Raw genomic sequence first — 16,837 nt, forward strand, 5'->3', positions numbered from 1 at the left:
GCGGACTAAGGGTAGACACCCCACCCGGGTTGGATCGTCTCCCTTCCCCCTGAAACGTCCCGCGATCAAGCGTGTCAAACACAAAGGGTCAAGGCCCGCCAGCCGATTCAAGGTGGTTCACCACTAACTTGATGATGGCGTCGGTGTCGTCATGCTCCCAAAACCGCAACACCGTCCAACCGCGTCGCCGCAGGATGTCATCCACACGACAGTCCCTGTCCCGATTGGTCTGGATCTTGACGCGCCACCATTCGGCGTTCGACTTCGGCGTGGTGCCATGAATCGGACAGCCGTGCCAGAAGCATCCGTCGAGGAAGATCACGAGCCGTCTGCCGCTCCAGACGATATCGCCGCGGAATCTGTGGTCGGGCAGCAGCCTTCGGTTGACCCGGTAGCGATATCCCAGCGCGTGTAGACCATGGCGGACTTGCAACTCGATCCGCGTACCGCTCGTCTTCTGCGCTTGCATCTGCCTGCGGACATGGTCGTTGGGCGGCGTTAGATCGTTGGTCAACGACACCCTCCTAGCAGCGCGAACCGGATACGGTTTGGGCAGTACTTGGGACTGCCACACACATCAGCCGCATGTCACACCCCTGAATTAATGTTGCACCATGACCGTGCGTCCGAAGACAGGCTCTGGGTCGTTGTATGCCGTCAAGCAGGTCCGCGGCCCCTTCCTCAAACTCCCCGACCACCCCGGCCACGCCGGCGGCGAGACGGAACTCGCCGCGCTGTGCACCGGGCTGCGCGCCCACGGGGTGCCGTTGGCCGCTGATCTATTCAGTGGTGCCGGCGGTATGAGTCTGGGCCTAGATGGGGCCGGCTTCCGAGTAGTACTCGGCGTCGACCACTACGGCTTCGCCGTCGAGACGCACCGCCACCACTTCGCCGGGATGTCAGTAGAGGCGGACCTAGCCGACCCCGCAACGATCAGAAGCGTCGCACAATTATTGAAGCGCAACAAGATCGAGGTCTTGGCCGGCGGACCGCCGTGTCAGCCCTTTTCTCGGGCGGGGCGATCAATGATGCGGCACCGCGTCCTAACCGGTGCCGCGGACCCATACGACGAACGTCGTGACTTATGGCGGTCGTTCCTGGAAGTAGTACAACTGGCCCGCCCCCGGGCTGTAATCATGGAAAACGTTCCTGACATGGCGCTGGATCGGGAGATGTTCATCCTGCGCAGTATTACTGAGGAACTCGAGCAGATCGGCTACTCGGTATCGGCTCGCGTGGTCGACAGCTGGCGCTTCGGGGCACCCCAGATGCGCCAGCGTCTCCTATTGGTCGCCCTGAAGAACCGGGTCCGCTTCTCTTGGCCAGCCGAGTCGGCGAAGCGGGTAACCCTGTGGAATGCCATCGGGGATATGCCTGAGGTCGAGGGCGGCTGGCGTCCAGAAGGCGGAGCCTCCGGATGGACTGAGTACCGTGGGCCACGGACTGAATACCAGAGGTGGGTGCGGCGCAACGTATCGGCGGATGATGCAAGCAAGTTGTTCGACCACATCACCCGGCCGGTACGGGAAGACGACCGCGCCGCCTTCGAGTCGATGACCCATAAAACGAAGTACACCGACCTGGCACCCGAGCTCCAGCGCTACCGCAAGGACATCTTCGACGACAAGTACAAGAAGCTCGATGAAAATGATCTATCGCGCACGATTACTGCGCACATCGCCAAGGACGGTTATTGGTACATTCACCCACGTCAGCCGCGAACCCTAACGGTGCGGGAGGCGGCTCGGATTCAGACGTTTCCCGATGACTTCCGTTTCGCCGGCCCTCCATCGGCAGCGTTCAAGCAGATCGGCAATGCGGTTCCGCCATTGATCAGTCAGGTGATCGGTGAAGCGGTGCGAGCCTCACTGGCGTCTGAGGCGCAGACAGCTATCTCGACGCGGGAGACCGGCTCGAAATTGGCAAAATGGTTCCGCGGACTGCACTCCGTCAATGCGATGCCGTGGCTGAAAACCGACAATCGCTGGAAGTTCGTCCTCGGAGAACTATTGCTGGACCGTGCCACTCCAACGGTTATCAGTGCGGTGTGGCCGGTAATCGAATCCCAAGCCGATCTCGACGCCGGTGCTATCCCGGATGCCGGGGCGGTGGATCTCCTCGATGAATTGATGTCGGGAGTCGGTCGGGGTCAGCGGATCTCGGTGGTGCGCCAACTGGTTCAACAAATCACTGCGGCACCGACCGCCCTGTGGCAGCCAACCATTGATCGCACCGCGCTCCCAGCGATACCTGCAGCGCTGTGTGATCTGGTGGAGCTAGCACTTCCCATCAGTGCGGGCGGTAAGGAGAGCGAGGAACCGGTGCTGATCACCAAGGGGGTACTGCGCGTGGCGAGCCGGTTCCAAGGCAACGATGCCGACAAGCGGAACGTGCAGACCGACGGCCGCATCGCAGTAGCCACCATGATCGGGCTCGGAGAAGACTCGCGGCCGGCGCATCTTGGACTTGTTGCCCTGGCGGCCGAAATCTGCCTCGCGGACAAGCCGCTCTGCAGTGAATGCCCGCTGAGCCGATGGTGCACGGTGGCCAAGACCTAGAAACCCAGTCCTCGCGCCAGATCCGGATGTTGTTTGCGCATGAGTTTCATGACCTGTTTGAATCCGTCGTACTGGCCGGCCTGGATCGCCGACGATTTCAGAGCTAGCCCGACCTCCGGCAATGCGCTACTAGTGGGAGTGTTGCCCCTGTCCACTGTCACTTCATCGTCATCATCAGCAACATCGGTGTTGTGGCGCCGGTATACGCGGTCGGCGAGAATACACAGTTCACTGACCGGCCGGTCGAGCATCTGTTTGAGCTGGGCGGGAATGGACACCCGCATCTTCGCCACGTTGATGTTGAAGACCTCGTCTAGGTTGCACGTGAAATCGAGGCTCGCACGGGCTAACTTGGTGTGCTCGTCTATGCCGCGCGTCCCCCCCCAGCTACCCCATTGGACAAGTCGGTTCTCCCGGTATATATAGAGACCCTGCTGACGGTTCCAGTTAAGTGGCCCGGCCGCATTATCGAAGGCGTCGAGGGAGCTGAATATTTTCTTGCCCGGCAGGATATAGCGGCGCAGTTCGACTGCTCCCACGCCGGCGGCGCTCTCGAGCTCGAATTGCTGGACTGGTAGATCTTGAGTACCCGGCTCCTGCCGGACGAACGGATCCCATGCCTGCACCTTGTCACCATTGACGCGGATGGTCATCCGGGGAGCTTTGTTCTCTCCGGTCAGGAACCGGTGGAATACCATGGCCAGGTGTCGTTTGGTCTTGGTGACCAGCACCTCGAAGCGTCGTTTCGCCCATCCGCCCTCGGCGCCGGAGGCCGGAAGCACGCGGTCGAGTTTCTGCCACACCACAACGGTGCCGGTGCCAGTCCCCAGCATCTCCTCGCTGCGACTCACCGCATGGTCGCGGGGTTTCTCCGCGAGAACCCACTCGTCGAGTTCCGCAATCAGATCTAGGTCCAGAGAACGCCGCAGTGAACCCCTGTCCTCAGACGACCGAGAGACGACCGTCAAGCAGCGCGCCTGGGACAGCGACGCCGTCTTCAGTCCGAGCCCGTAGCGACCCAGATCGCCGGATCCGTAGGTGCGCCGGCTGCCGAACCGCAGCGCCTCGCTCATGCCGCGCGCGTTCAGGCCGCAACCGTTGTCGGCGATGTAGACGGCGGAGTCTGCGCCGGCGAACTCGATCTCCACAGCAATGTCTGTGGCACCGGCGGAAACACTGTTGTCGATGAGGTCGGCTATAGCGCTGACGAAGTCGTAACCGATGTCCCGTAGCGAGGATGTGAGCCGCGCTGCGGACGGTGCCGCATTGGAAAGTTTCATTGCACTAAAGCTCCCTGGTAGCGCTACTGTCGGTTCTAAGTTAAGCAGCCGCATCCGACAAGGACATGCCGACTCGCAGCGGTACAAGTACGCCGGAAGCGTGAGACCCAACCTGACGTTCGCCTATGGACACTCGCAGGTTGCCGTTGACACACCATGCCGCTGAGCCCGCACTGCGGATAAAAACAGCAGGGGAAACTGGTGCGCGGAGTCGGGACCGTGTAGGCGTCAAGCCAGAACTTCTCCGCCCAGGCGAAAGCCGCCATCAGCAGATGATCGTCGCTGAGTTGAGCTGTGCGCCAAGCTCGACGAGCTCAGAACAATCGCGCTCGGCGGCCCACGAGTGCGCCACCGTCGACGCCCTGGAACCAATACAGCCCTTCGGGCAGTTCAACGTCGGGCTTTCCGAGAACCCGGCACTCCCGCACATGAGATGCCAGCGCGCGAACCGGGCCGTCGAGTACCAGCGCCCGCGCGAACTCGCCGCGGTCGAGGGCCACGGTGAGTTGCTCCGGATCGGGGTGGTAGCCGAAGGATTGCGCAGCTTTCATTGCCGATGAGTCCATCGACGGCATCGTCGAACGCTCCTTCTCGCCTTGCGGAGACATTGCAACCAAGGCGGACATTCGTTCGCGCTGCGGTTAGCGCGTGAGCTTACTGATGTACCGCGCTATACGACAGGGCTTTCGGGGACTCGCCAACGAGCAGCGCTCACAACGCCCTAGGCCATCCAGGTGCCCGACGATCCGCCGATCCAGGCAGTGCGGAGAACCCTAGACGGGGACACCGACAGCCGGCGGAGGATGTCGACAACGCTCCCCAAAATCACCGCCTCGCCGCGGGCCACGTCACCGAGCCAACGCTAACTTGGCCGGTAACCCGGTTAGTAACCATGTCGGCACCCCTGCTTACACTCAGCGAAAGTCCACACGTGGAGGCCCCTGAGCGATGACGTAGACAAACTTCCCGTTCCCACCGCCGTCACCCCTGGTGAGGTCGTCATCCTCGAACAATTCGAGGGCCTGCTCGTCGGTGGCGACCCCGAAGCTGTGGAGTCCTACCTGGAACGACTGCGTGCGGTGTCCAAAAACGCAGTCCAGGTCGCTGGCGTCGACACGACCGCACTGAGCAATGCCGCCGGACTGGGCGTCGGGGTCGTGGCGATACTGGAGAATGCCGGAAAATTCGTCCAGCTGCACCCGGACAGCGTGGCGGCGGTCAGGCGCGGGAACCTGATTCCGGGCACCGACGGATTCTTCCGAATGATGACCCGGGGCGCCGACAGCAAGTTCACCGAGCAGCTGCAGTGGCGGCCGGCGATGTTGGACCCACAGCAACTGGTGTCGCTGCAGATGATCGGGGTGCAGGTCGCGCTGAAAGCCGCGATCGCCGACGTCAGCGAATCGATACAGCGGGTAGAGAGCAAGGTCGGAGCGGTCCTTCATCTCGCCCAGGCGGAGCGTGCCGGGGATGTGCTCGGTGACAATCTGACCATCAGCCGGCAGTTGGCGTACCTGGAGAAAAACAATTCGCTGCCCGATACCTATTGGGAGTCCATCGCGAGCCTGGGGCCGGCGTTGAATGCCGCGGTCGAGGGCTTGCGAAACCACGCCCGGCGCGTCCTGGCCACCTTGGATCCTGACCACTCGGTGCAGGATCGGGCCGAGAAACTACGGGCGGCGATCGCCGACGGTCTCATCGGAGAGACGCTGAGTCTGCTTGTGGTGGCTGAGGAGTCGCTGTACAAGTGGCAGCGATTGCGACTGGCCCGGATCCAGGCCACCGAACCAAACCATCTGCCGCAGGTGCTTGAGCACACCCGTGAACTGCTGTCCTACCAGTTGGCCGAGGACGGCAAGCTCTACCAGCAGGCTCACAAGGTGATCGACGCAATCGCGCAAACCGAAGCGCTCGACGGCTTTCGGTTCTGGGCCGTCGGTCAGCTCGCCGCCGACCGCGATGCCCTGCAGGTTGAGTTGGACAATTTCGCCCGTGCGCGACACCACCAGGTCGGCGACTGGAAAGACATGGACACCCCCGGCGTCCGAGAAGCAGTAGACGCTGCCGTTGAACTGGCGCGGCCTGTCGCCGAGAAGGCCCTCGAAGCGGCCGGTCGCGGGTTCTTCAACCTCCGGGGCTTGGTGACCAGACAATTCGGTCATAAGGAAGCGGTGCTCAATGACGATCCACCGCCGGCCCCAAACGCCACTGAGTAATAAAGAGCTCCCACCGGTTCGTTTCCGGTGCTACCTCGCCACCCGGGAAGCCGACGTCCAGCCGGGTGTCGCGTTAGACTGGTGAAGTCTGTTGCGTTGAGCTTCGGGAAGTGAGCCCGGTAGCCGTCCGGACGGTCGGTGAGCAGGGCTTCGCGCTGTGTGGGGGGTCAGAAACCCGGACCTGCGCCGCAAACGGCTGGATGCGGTTGCGCCACCGCCTGCTGCATCCGGGCTCCGTGCGCGCCGGCAACGCTCCACCGCCAAACATCGGATCGGGTCCTGATCAGCGGCAGCACGGCGCCGGCGAGAGCAGCCACCGGACCATCATCACGACGTTGGCCATCGATCACGCCACCGGCTCCGCCCTTCTGATCAGTCCGGCACCCGACCCCACCAACAGCCCCTCCCCCACCGCCCTCTCCAACGCCTCCCCCAACCTCGCATCAATTCCCGCGGTCATCCGCTTACCCCCGAACAGCCCCAGCGCCTCGCGCTTCAGCTCCTCGGCCTCGATGCCGCCGGTCTGTTCGGCGATCACCAGCATCGCGTTGCCGATCTCGATCAGGCTCACCTCGTCGAGCACCCGGCCGGCCCCGTCGACCGGGCAGCGCACCGCCCGCCAAGCAGCCGGGTCGATGTCGATCGGCCAGTAGAAGCCTTCCGGATCTGATGAGCGGCGATACTCCGCGGGCACCAACTGCCGGATCGCCTTGCGGCGGCTCTCCGCAACCCGATTCAACCCGAACGCCCCAGCCACCAACTTGGCCAGCCGGTCCGGGTGGACCGGCCCCTCGGCGGCGATCACAGCCTCGATAACGCTGCGCACTTTCTGCTTTGCATACTGCAGCGCTATTTCGTCCAGCACACTGATATCGCCGGCGACCACCGGCGTCCACTCCCGGTAGGTCTGCCGCATCGGATGCAGCTTCGGTGCGGGCGCCACCACCGGCACGGTCGGCGCCGAGCGCAGCGGCGCGAGCTCCCGCGGTTCGTCCACCACCGGTTCCGGGGCAGCCACCACCGGCGCGACCGGCTCCGGGGCAACGACCTCAACAGGCGCGGCCTTACGCTCACGCGCCTCGGACACCGCCCGCCGCAGCCGCGCCACCGTCGCCTCCCGATTCTGCAACCATTCCGGCAGCCAGACCCGTTCCACCGCGGGCCATTTCAGCAGCCCGCTCAACACATCGACCGGCAGGCCGTCCCGGTCGGCGACGGTACGCCGGGAATACCAGCCCGGCCCATCCAGCAGCACCGCCACCAGCGGCTCGTCGGGTGCAGCAGGATCGGAGAGCACCAGGTCCACCCGGAACTCCGATAGCCCGACGTCGGCGGAAACCGGCAACCCGGCCGAACGCAACGATGCGGCGATGTCGTCGCGGTGGTAGTCGAAGACCGGTTGGCGCCGGCCTCCCCCACCCAGTGCCTCGACGCCGCGGGCGGCCATCTCCAGGTAGGCCTTCAAGTGTTTGGTGCCGATCTGGCTGGTCTCCTCGGCGCGCAGCGCCGCCGGATCGAAGCTGGCGTAGAGCACCACTTCCCGCCGCGCCCGGGTGATCGCCACGTTGAGCCGGCGCTCCCCGCCGGGCCGGGACAGCGGCCCGAAGTTCAGCGGCACCACACCTTTGTCGTTGGCGCTAAAGGCCACCGAGAACAAGATGGTGTCGCGTTCATCGCCCTGGACGTTCTCCAGGTTCTTCACGAACAGCCCGTCGGGCTCATCGAGCGCGGCGACCAGCCGGTCTTCTCCGGCGTCGCGCAGCAGGTTCTCGATGTAGTCACGCTGCTGGGCGTTGAAGGTGACCACCCCCAGCGACGGCGCCACCGAAGGAGACACCGCGAAGCGCTGCTGGATGTCGGCGACGATCCGCTCGGCCTCGACCCGGTTGGTGCGCAGCGTCTTTCCCTTGCCGGAACGCTCAAAGGTGCCGTCGACCCGCACCAGCGACACCCCGTGCCCGATACCGGCGGCAGCATGCGGCGCCGGGAACGAGGCCAACCGGCCCTCGTAGTAGTTCTGGTTGGAGAACGCGATCAGCGCCTCATCCTGGCTGCGGTAGTGCCAGGACAACCATTGCCGCGGCACTTGAGACTGCACGCATTCGGTGAGAATCGACTCTTCGTCGACCACTGTGTCGGGGCTGTAGTCCTCGTCATCGTCGCCCGCACCGACGTCGGCGAAACTGGTGGGTGGCATCTGTTTGCTGTCACCGACCACCACCACCGAGCCGGACCGGCCCATCGCCCCGACGGCGTCGGCCACCCGCACCTGGGAGGCCTCGTCGAACACCACAATGTCGAACAGTCCGTGCTTGGCCGGGAAGAACCGGGCCACCGAATCGGGGCTCATCAGCGTGCACGGCATGATCGCGGTGATCAGCTCACCGTAGTTGTCCAGCAGGGCGCGGATACTCATGCCGCCACGTTTTTTCTCCAGCTGCCGGCGCAGCCCGCCGACCTGCCCGCTTTCGGCCCACGAGTCGAACCGGCGCCCGCCCAGCAGTGCGGCCGGGATCGCCCGGGGCAGCTCTTCGCGGATGGCCCGGGTGGCGTCGGTGAAGCGTTGGATGGTCTTGCCGTGCGCGGCCACATCGAAGCCGGCCAGTGCGTTGGCATCGAGGCGTTCGGTGACCGACACCGCGGCTACCCCGCGCTCGAATCCCAGCGCGGCGTCCTCGGGCAGCACCCGCCCGGTCAGGATCGCCGCTCGTGCGGCGGTCATGCCAGCTGCCCGCAGCGGTTCGACGTGGCCGACCAGGCCCACCCAATTCTCCAGTGCGGCAGGGGTGTCCAGCCGTCGCGCGCTGCGGCCGGCCCACCAACGGTCGAAGAACGCCCCGTCGGCCCAGACGCGCTGAGCATCCAGCGTCACCCGAGCGACCTGACCCAGCACGCTCCAGGCGGCACCCAGCCGGTCCAGCGGCCCGGCCAGCGCCCCAACGGGTGTGCGGGCGTAGAAGTCGCGCAGGTCGGCGACGTGCGCGCCGCCGGGCGTCAAGGTAGCGACCAGCCGGGCCAGCCAATCCAGCCCGGCCCGCAACTGTGCGGCGGTCTCGGGGATCAGCGGATTCCAGTCGCCGTCGAGCAGGGTGACCGGCAGGCGGGATACCCGCTGACGTAGATCGCTGACCAGTTCGTGGGTGTGGGCCATCGCGGCGGTGCCGTTCGACAGGCCCTTGAGGTCGATGGTCGCCTCATCGACCACCAGAACGTCGGCCAGCTGAGCCAGCACGGCGCGGCGGCGTTTCTTACGCCCGAAAAACCCGGACTCATCGGCGGCCACCGCGGCAGCGTGGATTGCCGGAATGTCCAGGTCCATCGCCTGCGGGCCGGCGGTGTCCAGCCAGTCCGGGCGCTGCGCCGACAACCCGGCCAGCAGCTGCCGCAGCGCTTCCAGCTCCGCCGCCCAGGCTGCGGTGTTCAGCGCGTCGATGGCGGCCAGCGGATACCGGGGCGCTCCAGCCAACCGCGCCCAGCCGGCCAGCGCGGCCGGCGCACCGACCCGATCGAGCTGGGCCAACCCGATACCGTGACGCTGCCCGTCATCAAGCAACCCGGCCAACGCGGCATCGAATTCCACTGCGGCACGGTATGTTCCGGCGACATCGGCCGGGACAGCATCCAGGAAACCCCACGGATGATCGGCGCTGGGCCGGGCCAGATCGGCCACCACCGGCAGGGCCCGCAGCAACTCCCCGAGCTGCTGCAATGTCTCCGGGCTGGCAGCGGCCACCAGTTCGCGCGGCACGTCCAGGGCGGCAACATCCTGGTCGGCGGCGAGCTCTTTGGAGCGGGCGGTGTAGGCCGACAGTCCGGCGGCGTTGCACGCGTGCAGCCGCTCGGCGTAGCGGTTCAAGGTGGTGCGGGCCGCGGCGGCGATCTGCTGGTTGGTGCGCAGCCGTTCGGTGTCGGGATTGACCCGCAGCTCCAACGCCGCCTTGAGCTGCTCGCGCACCGCAGCCGGGCGTGCCGACTTGTCGTGCAGGTTCAGCGACAGCTCCCCGAGACCGACGGCGTCGAGCCGTTTTTTCACCACGTCCAGGGCGGCCTTCTTCTCGGCGACGAACAGCACCCGGCGCCCGGATGCCATGGCGTGGGCCAGCAGGTTGGTGATGGTCTGCGATTTGCCGGTTCCCGGTGGGCCCTCCAACACGAAGGTGCGCCCGGCGACCGCTTCAGCGACCGCTTGCAGCTGCGAGGAGTCCGCGGGCACTGGCATGTTGGGCCGCAGCTCGTTGAGATCGACGCCGTCGGGCGCCGGTATCGGGTCGGTGTAGGCGGCCAGCGGGGTGTCGATCAGGTGGCGCACCAGGGAGTTGTCGGCCAGCGCCGCCCAGGACTCGTCGAGGTCTTTCCAGAGCGGGAACTTCGCGAACTGCAAGATCGCCAGCGCCACGCTCTCCTCAACCCGGAACGGCAGGCCCGCGGTGGCGATCGCGCGGCGCACCGCGTCGAACGTGCCGGCCAGGTCGATGCCGGAGGCGTCCTCGGCGGGGTTGGCCAGCTCGGGGATCTCCAAACCGAAACTGAGCCGCAGCTTTTCGATCAGGCAGTAGTTCGGGGTGGACGCGCCGGCCTCGTCGATGGACAGCACATAGCGGGCACCGCGGTTGGTGGTGGACAGGTTCACCGGCACCAGCACCACCGGGGAGTGCAGCTCACGATCACCGAAGCGCCAGTTGAGCATCCCGAACGCCAGGTAGAGGTTGTTGGCGCCGGTCTCCTGGGTGATGGTTTTGGCCTTGTACGCCAGGCTGCGCAGCCGGGATTTGTACGCCGCGCCGGTGACGTCGAGGTAGGCGCTGTGTTTGTCGGCCAGCAGCACGGTGCGCTCATCGGCGGGCAGGTCCCGGCCGTATCTCAGGCCCCGCGCCGCGTCCACACTGCTGACTTCATCGGAGGCCAGCAGGTGGATGCGGGCGCCGGCGTTGACGCTGTCTTCGAAGCGGGCCAGCGCCGGGCCGGGCACCGCCAGGGCGAACCCGGCCCGTTCGGTGTAGTTGATCAGCCGGTTGCGCAGGCTCAAGTCCAACAGCGCGTTCTTCCACTGCCGCACCCGTTCCGGCACTGGGTCTTTCGCTGCCGGCTGGACCGTCTCGGGGCGCACGTACTGTTCGATCACCCGGCCGTCGGCGGGTTTGTATTCGGTGACGGTGATGTTGCCGACGGCGTCGACGGCGCGGCTGGGCAGCGGGTAGATCCGCGCGGCGCGGGCCTGGCGGATGTCGGTGATGCCCAGGATGTTCGACAGATCCGCCTGGCACTTGGCCCGCGCGGCGTCGGTCGCGGCGCTGAAATCGCCGGCCTGCGCGCCGCCGGTGAGCGCCGTGGTCTCCACCAGCCGGATCTGGTCGAGGTCGACCAGGTTGACCACATCGATGGCCTCGGTGGTCGACACGGTGGGCAACGCGGAGTCGACGCGCCAGTAGCCGAGGAATGCGTGCCCGCCCAGCACCCAGATCGTCGAGTTGATCCCGGCCTGCTCCAACACCGCGGCCATCGTCAAGGTGGTGTCCAGGCAGGTCCCGAGCCGGCCCTCGAGCACCTCGGCGGGGGTGCGAACCTTCTGCCCGTCCAGGCCCCAGCTGGCCGGCGGTTCGGCATAGCGAATGTCCTTGGCGACCATCGCCTCATAGACAGCCTGGGCGATGGCATCGGCGCGGGCCGGATCGTCGCTCTGATAGCCGTCGATCGCCGAGCTGCCGGTGAGCGCCTGCAGCCGGTCGGAGACCGCGAGCATCAGCGGGGCGATGGCAGCGGAGTTGGGTTGAACGTGGGCGGCCAGCATCTCCAGGGCCAGCTGCAGCGGGCGGGCCTTCCACTGGTTGCCGGCCAAGATGGTGACGTCCTTTTCCACCTCGGCGCGCACGGCGCCTTCGGTGTCACGCAGCACGGCCCGAATCGTGCCCGGCCGCGGCTCATCGACGGCGAGCATCGAGGCCGGATCCAGCAACAGGGCGACGTCGCGCAGGATGGTCGGGGCGTGGGCTGCCAGATCGACGTGCATCTCTTTCGGCCCGCCGTGTGAGCCGTCCGCGCTGATGACCTCAAGTTGCAGTACTGCACCGCGCAGTTCGTCGCCGGCGTTGTCGATCGAGATGTGGTCGATCACCGGGATGCGGCAGTGCGCCATCGGGTAGCTCAGGTCGGTGACCGCGTGGATCTCGATGCGGGGCGCCTGCTGGGCCGGTTGGTCGGCGGCGTCCAGCAGTTCCAGCTTGGCGTGCCGGCCATGGGACACCGGATTCGCCTGCGCGTTGGGGACGGCATCAGACACCGTTGAGCTCCTTGCGGCAAGGCAGCACCGACGACACCGGTGTCGCGTTGGCTGCAGCCTAGAGGTCGGTGCCGACAGACCTGCGCGGAGTCGGGGAAGCGCGGAGTGCGGTCGTGCCACTCAAGTCATCGGTGACCCGTGGACAGCGGGAAGTCACGTGGAGCTGAACGGATTGGTCAGCCGCACTCCCTCGATGACCTGGCCGTCGTTGAGATCCGCTGTCCACAATGTGTCGCACCGTAATTCGGCAGCGCTGCGGACGATCATGGCGTCCCAGAAGGACAACTGGTAGCGGGTCGACAACGTCACTGCGGCGATGACGTCGTCGGCCAGCGGAGAGTGCACACGCCACCGGGACAAGCTCCTGAGCCGATCCGCCGCTTGCTCGGGATCTATCGTCTTCGCGGCCTTGCGCGTCGCGTTGACGTAAAACTCCTGCAGAACCTGCACACTGAGCGCACCGCGGCGTTCGCTCCACAGGCGGTCGACCAGTGCGCTGGCCACTGCATGCCGTTCGCCGGCATCAGGGTCGTATGCGTAGAGCAGGATGTTCGTGTCGACGAACTCCATGGTCACCGTTCATGAAGATCGTCGCGGGACCACGTGGTTGGTCCGAGCTGCAAGCCCAGCCCCGAACTCATCAGCTCGCGCTCGCGTTGCCACACCTCGTCATAGTCGGGCACGTCTCCGACCAGTTGTTCGAGCAGCCGCGCAACCAGACTCGACACCGAAGTATCGCGCTGTGCTGCCAGCACCTTCGCACGACGCACCAGCTCTTCAGGCATCGAGAGCGTGATGTTCTTCGTTGACATGTGATTCAGTGTAGCACTGAATCACAGTCGCGTCGTATACCGGCTGGACCAATCGACACCTCGTACAGTCGAACCATCCCCCCGCAACAAGCATCCCGGGAGCACACCTGAATGGCTGCCTCCCGACGGCTCCCCCTCAAAACCCTGCTCACCCGGCTGGCGATCGCGGTCGTCGTCGTCGCGATCTTCGTCGGAACGGTGTGGGCCAGTCGCGCCCACCCGGTGCGGCAGCTGATCCCGCTGCCGACGGCCGAGGCGATCGGTCCCGGAATCGGCATCAACATCACCCCCACCGACGGCTCCGAGGCCATCAGCTGCACCGCAGGCTTTCTGGTGCGCACCAAGGACGGCCGGCCCGGGCTGCTGTCCGCCGGGCACTGCAACAAGCCCGGCGGGGCCGGCACGGTGGCCATCCATCACGGCGGCCTCTACAAATATCCGGCCATCGGCACCTTCACCGAAACCATCTACGACGGCAACAACTGGAACGACTACGACATCGGGCTGATCGCGCTGGATCACCCCGACAAGATCCCGCTGACCGCCGAGGTCGACGGGCACCCGGTGACCGGCCTGGCCGACCAGGTCGACATCGGCGACACGCTGTGCCATTTCGGAATCCGCAGCGGCGAACCGCGGTGCGGGCCGGTGGTGGCCAGCGAGGAGAACAAGGTCCGGTTCACCGCGACCGGAACCTGCGGCGACTCCGGCGGCCCGGCCTACCGGCTACGGCCCGAGGGCACCGCCGAAGCGGTCGGGATCTTCACCGCGGTGTCCAACGGTGACTATTCCGAGCCGACCTGCGACGGGGACCATACCTACTCCGTCGCGCAGCTGATCAAGCCGTGGCTCGCAGCCTGGGAGCTGACGCTGGCCACCGCGGATGCGTCTTAGCTACGCAAGGCGGCCAATCCGGCTAGGGCGGTGAGGTCCTCCGAACTTTTACCGAGCCTCACGGGGTTTCGCTTGCCGTCTCCCGACACGCACCCACCGGCAGGGTCACCCCGGGTGGCGGGGCGATCCGCGCGACCGACCCGATGGTCGGCGCCTCGGTCCGAAAAACCATGATGGTCCCGGGCTGCTTCGTTGGTGATAACGCCACATCCAGAGCCAGCCCCGGAGTGTCGTCGTCGAGGTCGAGATTCAGATACACCGACGACCGACGCTCTTGGTGGCACCGCGCGATCAGCTGATCGGCCAACAGGTGGCCTTCGTCGCGGTAGCGCGCAAGCGCGCCGATGTCTGCGCGGGAGTGGCCGTCATCTTCCATGAGTCGCTGCGCCATCAGCTGCGGCCCGGTGACTGCCAAACCCGCGGACTGAAAGACCCACGGCAGCACCTCGAGCCAGCCCGCGAGATCGGCCGCCGTCTGGGTATTGCCGATGACGTAGTGAAGGACGAATCCACGCCGGGTCAATTCCTGCATGACCACGCCTGCCGTGGCGGCGATGTAATCGGCCACACCCGCCGACCAGCGGAACTGTCGAAAACACGACTTGTACAGATCCTCGACCATGAAGAAGGCGGTGGCCACCAGCCAGTCGTCATCAATCCCACGGGCCAGCGCACCCACCCGGTGGCTGAGCACAGCCAGAGCGCGGGAGCGGTCGGCATCGGCGAGCGCATCGATCCGGTCGGCGCCCGCGATGATCGCCCGGCTCTCGGCATCCCACACCAGGGCGAGGGTGGGGATATTCCAATGCGCTCGGAGCTGGTGGTAGTTCTCCGGGTCGATCGCGGACTCCCCGGACCACCGGTAGGCGGTCAGCGCGCCGCCTTTGACCACGCTGAAGTCGACGCAGGCGGTGCGCTCGGTCCAGTCCCGCCGCAACTCGGGGTCGCCCTGCCGCCAGTAGTGGCCGTAAAACACCGGGACCTCCCCGGTGTAGACACAGGACTGGACGTCGATTTTCCGTTCCGGCAACTCCGGATAGGGGTCGCCGTCGACGGTCACACGGACGCCATCCATTACCGCGACGTCGCGCAGCGTGCGTGCCTCGCTGTCCCACCACCGGGTGCGGGCGTCGGGCCGAGTATGGCCACCCTTGTCCTTGTAAGCCGGGTAGCCCTGCTTGACCAGGCTGATCTCCGGGCCCTTGAGCAGGTTCTCGATCGCGTCGTAGAGCGGGTCTCCCTTGGTGCTGGCTGCCACCAGGTGATCCCTGTTGGTGAACGGCGCCACCGATTTGCAACGCGCCAGCACCTCCGCGATCGACTCCTTATGCCAGCAGGCGTGGATTACCCGCAGTCCCTTCAGATCCAGCCACAGCGGGAAGGTGGCGAACCAGTCCAGGTAGTAGCGCTGCTCGTCATCGTCGAGCTGGTCGAGGAATGCCTGGTGCTGGTCGATGTGCTTCGGTGAGTGCGAGCGCAGGTACTCACCGCTGCCCACCGGCCATTCGGTGTGATAACCCAGCGCATTGAACTCGTGGTTGCCCATCACGATCTGCGCGCTGCCAGCATCAACCATAGCCCTGACCACCTCCAGCACCCGCGACTGTTCGTCGCCACGGTCAATCAGGTCACCGACGAAGATCGCCTGCCGATCGGGGTGTCGGTATTCGCTTGTGCCCTCGGCAATCTCGTAGCCCAGCTCGCCCAGCAGCGCCTCGAGCTCGGTTGCGCAGCCGTGGACGTCGCCGATGATGTCGTAGGCCTGCACCGTGGAATCAGCCATTTGTGGACCTTCCTCTCCGTTGCATCTGAATTCTTTCAGCAGGCACCGACAAGGGGACTCGGGCTTCCCGTCGACCTTCCTCGCCCTCAACGGATCTCACGAGTCGCCCCCGCTCGTCAGCTCAATCGGACTTGCCGAGAACAGCAACGCCCGCAGCCGCCGGCGCCGCTCCTCTCGGCCTTCGTCCGCACGTTTGGCAGCAGCCGCGGCGAGATGATGGTATTGGAATTCCAACTTGCGCAGCTCTTTTGCCATGCCCAAAGTCAGATACGGGTTTGCGTGCTTGCGCCTGGCGTAGTCCAGCAACTCGGCATCAGTGAACGACCCGAGGCGCTCGCGATAGGCGGGCCTGACGTAATTCACGTCGGCCTACCTAGGCCAACGAGCATCGCGATCACCGGTTTCCCTCGACAGGTTCCGCCACCTGTTGCGTTTGGCGCCGTCCGGTCCGTACTCGCGCAGCCAGTGCCGGTGGTGCGCGTCGGTCTCGTCGCACTGTCGGCGGTGACGTTCGATGTCGCGCAGATCGGTGGTGGCCGGCCAGAACCCGAACTCGCCGGCCAACTCTTGCAGGAGGGCCAAATCCAGTTCGGACATGTCACCTTTCCGGCGGTGCCGCTCCCGGGCATCCACCCCTTGCACGCTCTCCGCGTGCCGGCTCTTCCCCTGGGGCACCGTGCGGTAGTGGCGCGGCTGCCGGGACGACGGGACGACGGGACGACGGGTCAGGTACCCGAACTGTCGTCCACTCTTGAGCTGTTTCGAGGATAGCCGAATGCACCGACAACGGTGCGGTCATCGGGCGGTTGCACTCGAAGCGCTGCGCTGAAGCCCTCAGAACGTGTCGACGAAGCGGGGCCGCGCCGCATCCTGCCCCACCGCTACCGACGCCGCCAGGGTGGCAGCGATCAGCGAGCGGGTGCGGGCCATCCTGTCCACTCCACCGGGCGGCAGGCCCGCCACGCCTTGCGCCGCCACCGGGTCGACGGTGTGGTGAAGTTCCCGGGCCGCACCTGG

General features: G+C 65.8%; 12 protein-coding genes, 1 pseudogene and 1 riboswitch. Of the genes and pseudogenes, 3 read left to right on the top strand and 10 right to left on the bottom strand.

The features are described from left to right. Positions 1-88: 88 nt before the first annotated feature. On the bottom strand, positions 89-514 hold the full coding sequence (locus ACZYY4_RS21675) for a very short patch repair endonuclease (RefSeq protein WP_463812118.1): 426 nt from the start codon (positions 512-514) through the stop codon (positions 89-91). 100 nt (positions 515-614) lie between these two features. On the opposite strand from ACZYY4_RS21675, the gene ACZYY4_RS21680 reads away from it, so the two are divergent. Then, a complete protein-coding gene (locus ACZYY4_RS21680) occupies positions 615-2,558 on the top strand; it encodes a DNA cytosine methyltransferase (RefSeq protein WP_463812119.1) in 1,944 nt (647 codons plus the stop codon). On the opposite strand, the gene ACZYY4_RS21685 is transcribed toward ACZYY4_RS21680, so the two are convergent. Next, positions 2,555-3,838: an ATP-binding protein gene (locus tag ACZYY4_RS21685; protein ID WP_463812120.1), complete on the bottom strand. Its 1,284-nt coding sequence runs from the start codon at positions 3,836-3,838 to the stop codon at positions 2,555-2,557. The two genes, ACZYY4_RS21680 and ACZYY4_RS21685, sit on opposite strands and share 4 nt — an antisense overlap. Positions 3,839-4,152: 314 nt before the next feature. Further along, positions 4,153-4,404 (bottom strand): hypothetical protein, encoded by a 252-nt coding sequence (locus ACZYY4_RS21690; RefSeq protein WP_463812121.1) that lies wholly within the window; start codon positions 4,402-4,404, stop codon positions 4,153-4,155. A gap of 483 nt (positions 4,405-4,887) precedes the next feature. Between ACZYY4_RS21690 and ACZYY4_RS21695 the strand changes: the two genes are divergently transcribed. Continuing rightward, a complete protein-coding gene (locus ACZYY4_RS21695) occupies positions 4,888-6,054 on the top strand; it encodes a hypothetical protein (protein ID WP_463812122.1) in 1,167 nt (388 codons plus the stop codon). A 346-nt stretch (positions 6,055-6,400) separates the two neighbouring features. On the opposite strand, the gene ACZYY4_RS21700 is transcribed toward ACZYY4_RS21695, so the two are convergent. From ACZYY4_RS21700 to ACZYY4_RS21710, 3 genes are all read right to left on the bottom strand, one after another. Continuing rightward, entirely contained in the window at positions 6,401-12,331 is a 5,931-nt protein-coding gene (locus tag ACZYY4_RS21700) for a DUF3320 domain-containing protein (RefSeq protein WP_463812123.1), read from the bottom strand. A gap of 153 nt (positions 12,332-12,484) precedes the next feature. Continuing rightward, positions 12,485-12,901, bottom strand: a complete 417-nt coding sequence (locus ACZYY4_RS21705) for a PIN domain-containing protein (protein WP_463812124.1) — start codon at positions 12,899-12,901, stop codon at positions 12,485-12,487. Positions 12,902-12,903: 2 nt separating this feature from the next. Beyond that, the gene (locus tag ACZYY4_RS21710) at positions 12,904-13,143 is read right to left on the bottom strand and encodes a DUF6364 family protein (protein ID WP_463812125.1); all 240 of its coding nucleotides are present in this window, start codon (positions 13,141-13,143) and stop codon (positions 12,904-12,906) included. Positions 13,144-13,254: 111 nt separating this feature from the next. Here ACZYY4_RS21710 and ACZYY4_RS21715 point away from each other — a divergent pair, with 111 nt between their 5' ends. Continuing rightward, positions 13,255-14,037, top strand: coding sequence for a S1 family peptidase (locus tag ACZYY4_RS21715; RefSeq protein WP_463812126.1), 783 nt, complete (start codon positions 13,255-13,257; stop codon positions 14,035-14,037). Between the two features lie 823 nt (positions 14,038-14,860). On the opposite strand, the pseudogene ACZYY4_RS21720 reads toward ACZYY4_RS21715, so the two are convergent. From ACZYY4_RS21720 to ACZYY4_RS21735, 4 genes and pseudogenes are all read right to left on the bottom strand, one after another. Further along, positions 14,861-15,820 (bottom strand): annotated as a pseudogene (locus ACZYY4_RS21720) (metallophosphoesterase); the annotation flags it as partial. 96 nt (positions 15,821-15,916) lie between these two features. After that, a complete protein-coding gene (locus ACZYY4_RS21725) occupies positions 15,917-16,183 on the bottom strand; it encodes a hypothetical protein (protein WP_463812127.1) in 267 nt (88 codons plus the stop codon). A 6-nt stretch (positions 16,184-16,189) separates the two neighbouring features. Beyond that, complete coding sequence (locus ACZYY4_RS21730) at positions 16,190-16,417, bottom strand: hypothetical protein (protein WP_463812128.1); 228 nt, start codon at positions 16,415-16,417, stop codon at positions 16,190-16,192. A 30-nt stretch (positions 16,418-16,447) separates the two neighbouring features. Next, positions 16,448-16,577, bottom strand: a riboswitch (SAM riboswitch). Between the two features lie 77 nt (positions 16,578-16,654). Then, on the bottom strand, positions 16,655-16,798 hold the full coding sequence (locus tag ACZYY4_RS21735; protein WP_463812129.1) for a hypothetical protein: 144 nt from the start codon (positions 16,796-16,798) through the stop codon (positions 16,655-16,657). Positions 16,799-16,837 lie beyond the last annotated feature (39 nt).

Source organism: Mycobacterium sp. IDUB_21, from assembly GCF_055419425.1.

Excerpts from the sequence above, each read along its gene's own strand:
- ACZYY4_RS21680 (WP_463812119.1), top strand. The coding sequence starts at position 615 with ATGACCGTGCGTCCGAAGACAGGCTCTGGGTCGTTGTATGCCGTCAAG.
- ACZYY4_RS21685 (WP_463812120.1), bottom strand. The coding sequence starts at position 3,838 with ATGAAACTTTCCAATGCGGCACCGTCCGCAGCGCGGCTCACATCCTCG.
- ACZYY4_RS21690 (WP_463812121.1), bottom strand. The coding sequence starts at position 4,404 with ATGGACTCATCGGCAATGAAAGCTGCGCAATCCTTCGGCTACCACCCC.
- ACZYY4_RS21705 (WP_463812124.1), bottom strand. The coding sequence starts at position 12,901 with ATGGAGTTCGTCGACACGAACATCCTGCTCTACGCATACGACCCTGAT.
- ACZYY4_RS21710 (WP_463812125.1), bottom strand. The coding sequence starts at position 13,143 with ATGTCAACGAAGAACATCACGCTCTCGATGCCTGAAGAGCTGGTGCGT.
- ACZYY4_RS21715 (WP_463812126.1), top strand. The coding sequence starts at position 13,255 with ATGGCTGCCTCCCGACGGCTCCCCCTCAAAACCCTGCTCACCCGGCTG.
- ACZYY4_RS21730 (WP_463812128.1), bottom strand. The coding sequence starts at position 16,417 with ATGTCCGAACTGGATTTGGCCCTCCTGCAAGAGTTGGCCGGCGAGTTC.